7 protein-coding genes are annotated in these 7,739 nt (G+C 72.4%); all 7 read right to left on the bottom strand.

The window, feature by feature from the left end; genetic code table 11:
- Positions 1-19 precede the first annotated feature (19 nt).
- Positions 20-952, bottom strand: a complete 933-nt coding sequence (locus ACZ6TU_RS12575) for a ribonuclease Z (RefSeq protein ID WP_469548086.1) — start codon at positions 950-952, stop codon at positions 20-22.
- A gap of 6 nt (positions 953-958) precedes the next feature.
- A complete protein-coding gene (locus ACZ6TU_RS12580) occupies positions 959-1,312 on the bottom strand; it encodes a histidine triad nucleotide-binding protein (protein ID WP_467668583.1) in 354 nt (117 codons plus the stop codon).
- Positions 1,313-1,434: 122 nt separating this feature from the next.
- Positions 1,435-4,671 (bottom strand): S41 family peptidase, encoded by a 3,237-nt coding sequence (locus tag ACZ6TU_RS12585; RefSeq protein ID WP_467668581.1) that lies wholly within the window; start codon positions 4,669-4,671, stop codon positions 1,435-1,437.
- A 72-nt stretch (positions 4,672-4,743) separates the two neighbouring features.
- Positions 4,744-5,301: a hypothetical protein gene (locus tag ACZ6TU_RS12590; RefSeq protein ID WP_469548088.1), complete on the bottom strand. Its 558-nt coding sequence runs from the start codon at positions 5,299-5,301 to the stop codon at positions 4,744-4,746.
- Between the two features lie 49 nt (positions 5,302-5,350).
- Positions 5,351-5,743, bottom strand: coding sequence for a VOC family protein (locus ACZ6TU_RS12595; RefSeq protein WP_467668577.1), 393 nt, complete (start codon positions 5,741-5,743; stop codon positions 5,351-5,353).
- A gap of 17 nt (positions 5,744-5,760) precedes the next feature.
- Positions 5,761-6,501, bottom strand: coding sequence for a 16S rRNA (uracil(1498)-N(3))-methyltransferase (locus ACZ6TU_RS12600; RefSeq protein WP_467668575.1), 741 nt, complete (start codon positions 6,499-6,501; stop codon positions 5,761-5,763).
- Positions 6,498-7,574: a nitronate monooxygenase gene (locus ACZ6TU_RS12605; protein WP_467668573.1), complete on the bottom strand. Its 1,077-nt coding sequence runs from the start codon at positions 7,572-7,574 to the stop codon at positions 6,498-6,500. Before ACZ6TU_RS12605 ends, ACZ6TU_RS12600 begins: the two co-directional genes overlap by 4 nt.
- Between the last annotated feature and the right edge of the window lie 165 nt (positions 7,575-7,739).

Consider the following 7,739-nt stretch of genomic DNA (forward strand, 5'->3'; position numbering starts at 1 on the left):
ACTTCATCGTACGGGCGTTTCACCGACGCTTCGGAACCGGCACCCTCAGGAGATCGTGCGCCACTGTCAGCTCTCCCTCGTACCCCGCCGCCCGTGCCTGGCGCTCGAACTCTCCCCCGGGCTCCGTCCGGGAGGTGCCCCCAGGGTCGTTGTAGCGCTGGCTGAAGTGGGTCAGCACGAGGTGCCGCACACCGCCGTCCCGGGCCACCCGCGCGGCCTGGCTGGCCGTCAGATGGCCGTGTTCCACTGCGAGTTGCTCGTCCTCGTCGAGGAAGGTCGACTCGATGACGAGCATGTCGCAGCCCTCGGCCAGCGCGTACACCCCGTCGCACAGCCGGGTGTCCATGACGAACGCGAACCGCTGCCCGCGCCGCACCTCGCTGACGTCGTCGAGCGAGACCCCGCCGAGCGAGCCCTCGCGCTGGATCCGGCCGACGTCCGGTCCCTTGATGCCGTACGCGGCGAGCCGCTCGGGCAGCATGCGGCGGCCGTCGTGCTCGACGATCCGGTAGCCGTACGACTCGACCGGGTGTGACAGCTTCCGCGCCTCCAACAAGTAGGCGTCGGTACGGGCGTGGGGCCCGTCGGCGTCGATCGGGGCCTGAGTGATCCCGACGGTCTCGCGGTAGGCGGTGGCGTACCGGAGCCGGTCGAAGAAGCGCTGCCCGGAGCGGGGGTAGTGGGCGGTGATCTCGTGCGGCACCTGGTCGAGGTTGATGCGCTGGATGACCCCGGGCAGGCCCAGCGAGTGGTCGCCGTGGAAGTGCGTGACGCAGATCCGGTTCAGGTCGTGCGCGGCGACCCCGGCGCGCGCCATCTGGCGCTGCGTGCCCTCGCCGGGGTCGAACAGGATGCCCTCGCCGTCCCAGCGGAGCAGGTAGCCGTTGTGGTTGCGGTGGCGGGTCGGGACCTGGCTGGCGGTGCCGAGCACCACGAGTTCACGTACGGACAAGGCGGATTACCCCGGAGGCCAGTCGAGGCCGCGCCCGCCGAGCACGTGACCGTGCACGTGCCAGACCGTCTGGCCGGCGCCGCTGCCGGTGTTGAACACGAGGCGGTAGCTGTCCAGCTTCTCCTCGTCGGCGACGACCTGGGCCTCGCGGAGCACGTCCGCGGTGAGGGCCGGGTCGGCTGCGGCGAGTGCGGCGGCGTTCTCGTGGTGCGCCTTGGGGATGATCAGGACGTGGGTGGGGGCCTGGGGGTTGATGTCGCGGAACGCGATGGTGGTGTCCGTCTCGCGGACGATCGTCGCCGGGACGGTGCCGGCGACGATTTTGCAGAACAGGCAGTCGTCCTGGGGTTCCCCTGCCATTTTCCCTCCGGGGGTTGGCCGAATGTGGTCCGACTCGGGCATCGTATCGTCGTCGGGTGCGGGGGCTTTTGTGGCTGGTCGCGCCCGCGGCGGAGCCGCAGATCGACACTGCCCCGCGCCCCTTAGGCAGGCAAGCCTGGAGGCGTTTTCGCCGGTACTGTCTCCAGGCTTTCCAGTGCCAGTCGGATTGCCTCGTCCAGTTGGGCGTCCCTGTCTGCCGCATAGTCCTGCGGGCGTTGCACGACCTCCACGTCGGGATCCACCCCGTGGTTCTCCACTCCCCACTCGTAACCCTCCAGCCAGAAGGCGTACTTGGGTTGGGTGACGAGGGTGCCGTCCATGAGCCGGTAGCGGCTGTCGATGCCGATGACGCCGCCCCAGGTGCGGGTGCCGACGACCGGGCCCAGGCCCAGGGCCTTGATCGCGGCGTTGACGATGTCGCCGTCGGAGCCGGAGAACTCGTTGGCGACGGCTACGACGGGGCCGCGGGGGGCGTCCTCGGGGTAGCTGTAGGGGCGCATGCCGCGGGGGACGGCCCAGCCGACGATGCGGCGGGCGAGTTTCTCGACGACCAGCTGGGAGGTGTGGCCGCCGCGGTTCTCGCGGACGTCGACGACCAGGCCCTCACGGGCGACCTCGACGCGCAGGTCGCGGTGGATCTGGGCCCAGCCGGGCGCCTGCATGTCCGGGACGTGGAGGTATCCGAGCCGGCCGCCGGACTTCTCGTGGACGTAGGCGCGCCGGTCGGCGACCCAGGCGTGGTAGCGCAGCGGCTCCTCGTCGGCGACCGGGACGACGACGGCGTGCCGCGGGTCGCCGCCGCCGGACGGGGAGATGGTCAGCTCGACCGGCTTGCCCGCCGTGCCGACCAGCAGCGGGCCGGGTCCTGCCACCGGGTCGACCGGCTGTCCGGCGATCGCGAGGATCGCGTCCCCGGGGCGTACGGCGACGCCGGGCGCGGCCAGCGGGCTGCGGGCATCCGGGTCGGAGGTCTCGGAGGGCAGGATGCGGTCGACGCGCCAACTGCCGTCCTCGTGGCGGGAGATGTCGGCGCCGAGCAGTCCCTGGCGGGGGCCGCCGCCGAATCCGCCGCGCGGGGTGACGTAGGCGTGCGAGGTGCCGAGCTCGCCCTGCACCTCCCAGAGCAGGTCGACCAGGTCGTCGTGGGTGGCGAGCCGGTCCACGACCGGCCGGTAGCGGTCGAGGACGCCGACCCAGTCGACGCCGCTCATGTCGGGCCGCCAGAAGTGGTCCCGCATGATGCGGCCGTTCTCGTCGAACATCTGCCGCCACTCGGCGGCCGGGTCGACGAACTGGCGTACACGGCCCAGGTCGACGGTGATGTTGGTGTCGCTGTCGTCGTCGCTGGAGGCGCGCCGGTCGCTGGGGACGACCTTCAGCCGCCCGTCGGTCCACAGCAGGACCCGCTTGCCGTCGCCGCTGACCTCGAAGTGGTCGGCGTCGACGGCGAGATGTTCGACCCGCTGCTGGGCGAGGTCGTACCGCTCCAGCTCGGACTTGGGGTCGGGGTCGTCCGGGGTGGCCCGGGACGCGCCGAGCACACCGGCGACCGGGTGGCGCAGCCAGAGGACGCCGTCCTTGGCCGCGCGCAGATTGGAGTAGCGGGCGGCCTCGACCGGGAAGGGCACGATGCGGTCGGCGAGGCCGTCGAGGTCGATGCGAGTGGTGGGAGTGCCCTCGCTGTCGGGGGTCTCCTCGCGGTCGGGCGTCTCGAAGGACCGGCCGTGCCGCTGCGGGCCGAACGGGGAGGGCGTGGTGGCCGCGAGCGTGATCAGATGCGGCCGGGCGCCTTCCACGAAGGCCAGGTCGAAGACGTGCTCGTCGTAGACCGGGTCGAAGGAGCGGGTCGACAGGAACGCGAGGTGCTTGCCGTCCACCGTGAACGCCGGCGCGTAGTCCTGGAAGCGCAGTGGGGTCGCCTCGGTGACCGACAGGTCGGTGGTGTTGGCGAGCTTCAGCTGCGACAGGGGCCGCGGTCCGGGGTGGGACCAGGCGAGCCAGGTCGAGTCGGGCGAGAAGACGAGCCCGGACACATCACCGTCCTCGCTGCGGTCCACCTCCCGCACCTCGCCCGTCTCCCTCTCGACGAGCAGCAGGCGACCGTCGTGGGAGGCCACGGCCGCGCGGCTGCCGTCCGGTGCCATGGCGAGGTCCAGCACCCTGCCGAGCTGCCCGGCGGCGAGCCGGCGCGGTGTCGCACCCGGGGCGAGGCCGGTGGCGGGCGCGAACTCCAGGGCGTCGTCGCCCTCGGCGTCCGTCACCCACACCACCCACTCCTCGCCGTCCGCGCGGAACGCCCGCGGCAGCCGGGCCCGTACCCCGGGCGTCGCGGCCAGCGCGCGGGCCGGGCCGGAGCGGTGGGTGACCCAGTGGACGGACCCGCGTACGGACACGGCACTGCCGCGCGCGGTGTGGTCCGGGGACGCCGACCCGAACCACCGGGAGGCGTTCACCGGGAACGGCTGGAGGTCGACGCGCTGTCCGCCCAGCCGCACGTCGAGCCGCCGCGGCTCGGCCCCGTCCAGGTCGTCCAGCACCCACAGTTCACCGGCGCTGGAGTAGACGACACGGGTGCCGTCGGTGGCTGCGTGCCGGGCGTAGAACCCTCCCCCACTCTCGGCTTCGCTCGAGCGGGAGGTGCCCCCGAGCGGCGTGTGCCGCCGCAGGTCGGACCCGTCGGCGAGGGAGGAGTACAGCGCGCCGGTGCCCTCGTGATCGGACAGGAAGGCGATCCGGTCGCCCACCCACAACGGGTACTCGATGTTCCCGTCCAGCCCCTCATGGAGCCGGACGAACTCGCCGTCTCCGTCAGGGTCGATCCACAACTTCCCGGCGGTACCGCCCCGGTACCGCTTCCACCAGGCTGCCTCGCGTCCCATCGGCGCGGACAGGAGGACGACGTTCGGCCCGTAGGCGATGTCACCGACCGGCCCGTACGGCAGGGTGGTGGCCGGACCGCCGTCGAGCGGGACGGCCCGCGCCCAGGTACGGCGCAGGCTCGCCTGCCCCTGGGAGCTGATCGCGAGTACCTCGCCGTCCGGGGTCCAGCCGCGCACCTGGGTCTTCAGACTGCCCCAGTACGTCAGGCGCTTGGCGGGACCACCGTCGACCGGGGCGATGTGCACCTCGGGGGCGCCGTCGCGGGTGGAGGTCCAGGCGACGGTGGTGCCGTCGGGCGAGATACGGGGCAGGGTCACCGGCACGTTGTCGGCGCTGACCCGCCAGGCCCGTCCACCGTCGAGAGGAGCGAGCCACACGTCGTCCTCGGCGGTGAAGGCGACCAGGTCACCGTGCACGTGGGGGAACCGGAGGTAAGCAGGCGATGCGGACTGTGTCACCCGATCACCCTATGCAGGGACGGCGCCCGGCGGACAGACTTCGGATCACTTGCCGTTCGCTTCTCGCGCACGTCACTTGCCCTCGACGGGCCGGCAGTCGGGGTACCGATCGCACCAGATGGTCTGTGTGACGGTCACGGTGACCGTGGCACCGGGCTGCCCGTTCGAGGGCCCACCCCCCACGGGCGGCGGGCTGGTGGAGTTGCAGTCGCCGAGCCCGTCGACCTCGAACCACACCTTGCCGTCCACCTTGGCGGTGATGTTCCCGCGCACACACGCGCCGTCCAGGGCGTGGGTCACCTTGCCGTCGACGGTGATGTCCTTCCCGTCGTCCGTCTCGCCCTCGCAGTCGACGGTGGCGACGGTCTTCTCACTCGCCGGGGGCGACGGCTTCCCGCCCTGGCCGGAGTCCCCGTAGGAGGCGGTGCACGTCAGCCAACGCACGCCCGCCTTCTGCCGGTTGAGCTCCTTGGTGACGGCCTCGTCGGTGGTGTACGCGACGGACGCGGAGCTGATCCCACCACCGGGTTCACACGCCGCGGCCCCGCCCACGACAGCCACCGCGAACACCGCCGCGACCGTCACGCGCCGACCGCGCGGTCCCCGCCAAATCCTCCTCAATCCCCCCATGGAGGGGAGCCTGCCACTGTCGGGGGCCGCGCGGTAGGGCGCAAAGTCGTCAGCCGCGGAGCAGGAGCCACTCCTGGAGTTCCACCAGGTTGCCCTCCGGGTCCTTGAGGTGGGCGACGCGCAGGCGGTCGGTCTGGAGGGTCGGGCCGTGGAGGAGCGTGGCGCCGCGCATCGTGATCTCCTCGCAGTACGCGTCCAGGGCGTCGACGCGCAGGACGACCAGGGAGCGGTGGCCGTTCGCCGTGTCGCCCAGCTCGTCCAGGACCTCGGCCATCATCGTGCGGTCCTGGAGGGCGATGCCCGCCGAGCCGACGGCGGGGCTGAACTTCTCGTACGGCCCGTCCACCGCCCCCGACTGCGGCTTGAGGCCGAGGACCTCGCCGTAGAAGTGGTAGCAGGCGGCGAAGTCGGTCACGAGCAGTCGTACCTGTGCGAGTTCCACGGTGCCTCCGAGAGGGGTCAGGTCCAGCGACCGGTGCGAGCCAGGAGTACGGCCGCGGCCGCTGTCCCGGCAGTCGATGTGCGCAGCACACTGCGCCCGAGGCGATACGCCTCCGCCCCCGCTTCCGCGAACAGCGCCAACTCCTCCGGCGCCACGCCCCCTTCGGGCCCCACCACCAGCACGATCTCACCGGACGACGGCAGTTCGGCCGTCGCCAGCGCCTCGTCCCCGCTCTCGTGCAGCACGGCGGCGAAGTCGGCATCGGCCAGCAGCGCCGCGACCTGCTTGGTCGTCGCCGCCTCCGCGACCTGCGGGAAGCGCACCCGGCGGGACTGCTTGCCCGCCTCCCGGGCTGTGGACCGCCACTTCCCCAGCGCCTTCGCCCCGCGCTCGCCCCTCCACTGCGTGACGCAGCGCGCCGCCGCCCACGGCACGATCGCGTCGACGCCGACCTCGGTCATCGTCTCGACGGCCAGTTCCCCGCGGTCGCCCTTGGGCAGCGCCTGGACGACGGTCACCCGGGGCTGCTCCGGCGGCTCCTCCGTCACCGGGTCCAGCCGGAGGATCAGCCGGTCCTTGCCCTCGGTGTCGAGCACGACGCCGTCCGCCCAGCGCCCGGCCCCGTCCGTGAGGACGACGTCCTCGCCGGGCCGCAGCCGCTTCACGGAGACGGCATGCCGTCCCTCCGGACCGTCGAGGACGTAGCGGCCGCCCCCGGCCGCGTCGAAGTGTTCGACCACGAACACCGGAGCTGTCATCGGACTCCGCCTCCGCCCGACAACGCTGTCCGCGCCGCGGCGAGTTCACCGGCCAGCACCTCCACCAGCTGCCCGGCGGGCAGCTCCCGCGCCATCCGGTGCCCCTGCCCGGCCCACAGCGCCATGCCCTGCGCGTCCCCCGCCTTGGCGGCGGCCTTGCGCAGCGGCGAGGTGAGGTGGTGGATCTCGGGATAGGCGGCGGGCGCGTACGGGCCGTGCTCGCGCAGGAAGCGGTTGACGAGGCCGCGCGCCGGGCGCCCGGAGAAGGCCCGGGTCAACTCCGTACGGACGAACAGGGGGTTGGTCAGCGCCTGCTTGTGCAGGACGTTCGCGCCCGACTCGGCCGTGGCGAGGAACGCGGTGCCGAGCTGGGCCGCGCTCGCGCCCGCCGCGAGGACCGCGGCGATCTGGCCGCCCCGCATGATGCCGCCGGCGGCGATGATCGGGATGCTCACCGTCTCCCGAATCTGGGCGACCAGCGACAGCAGCCCGAGGCCGGAACCCTCCGTCTCGGGGATGTCCCGGTGCGTGCCCTGGTGGCCGCCGGCCTCGACGCCCTGCGCGATGACCGCGTCCGCGCCCGCCCGCTCGACGGCCCGGGCCTCGTCGGGGGTGGTGGCGGTGACCAGGACGAAGGTGCCGACCTGGTGCAGGGCGTCGACGACCTCACGGCTCGGCGTGCCGAAGTGGAACGACACCACGGGCACGGGGTTGTCCCGCAGTACCGCGAGTTTGGTCTCGTAGCCGTCGTCGCGTCCGCTGTCGGGGTCGCCGAGCTCGGCCTCGTACCAGGAGGCCTCGCCGGCCAGCTGGTGGGCGTACACGTCGACGGCGGCGGGGTCGGCGTACTCCGGCTGCGGCATGAAGAGGTTCACTCCGAAGGGCCTGCCGGTGAGGCTCCGGAGCTGCTTGATCTCCTGGTACATCCCGTCGGCGGTCTTGTACCCGGCGGCGAGGAACCCGAGTCCGCCCGCCTCGCACACGGCGGCGGCGAGCTTCGGTACGGAGACGCCGCCCGCCATGGGGGCCTGCACGATCGGGTGCGGGAAGAGATCGGTCAGCGCGGAGGACATGACCGCATGTTGTCACGTCCTCCGAACAACTCCGAAACCGGCCTGCCGTGTGGCATAGACCAGAGGAACAAGCGCCTCCTGGTACCCGAGAGCCCCCGGTCAGCGTCCGTTGAAGGCGTCCTTCAACCGAGAGAACAACCCCTGCTGCCCGGGCTGACTGTGCCT

Source organism: Streptomyces sp. NPDC052064, from assembly GCF_055585925.1.

Coding starts and splice junctions, on each gene's coding strand:
- ACZ6TU_RS12580 (WP_467668583.1), bottom strand. CDS start 1,312: ATGGCAGGGGAACCCCAGGACGACTGCCTGTTCTGCAAAATCGTCGCC.
- ACZ6TU_RS12590 (WP_469548088.1), bottom strand. CDS start 5,301: ATGGGGGGATTGAGGAGGATTTGGCGGGGACCGCGCGGTCGGCGCGTG.
- ACZ6TU_RS12600 (WP_467668575.1), bottom strand. CDS start 6,501: ATGACAGCTCCGGTGTTCGTGGTCGAACACTTCGACGCGGCCGGGGGC.
- ACZ6TU_RS12605 (WP_467668573.1), bottom strand. CDS start 7,574: ATGTCCTCCGCGCTGACCGATCTCTTCCCGCACCCGATCGTGCAGGCC.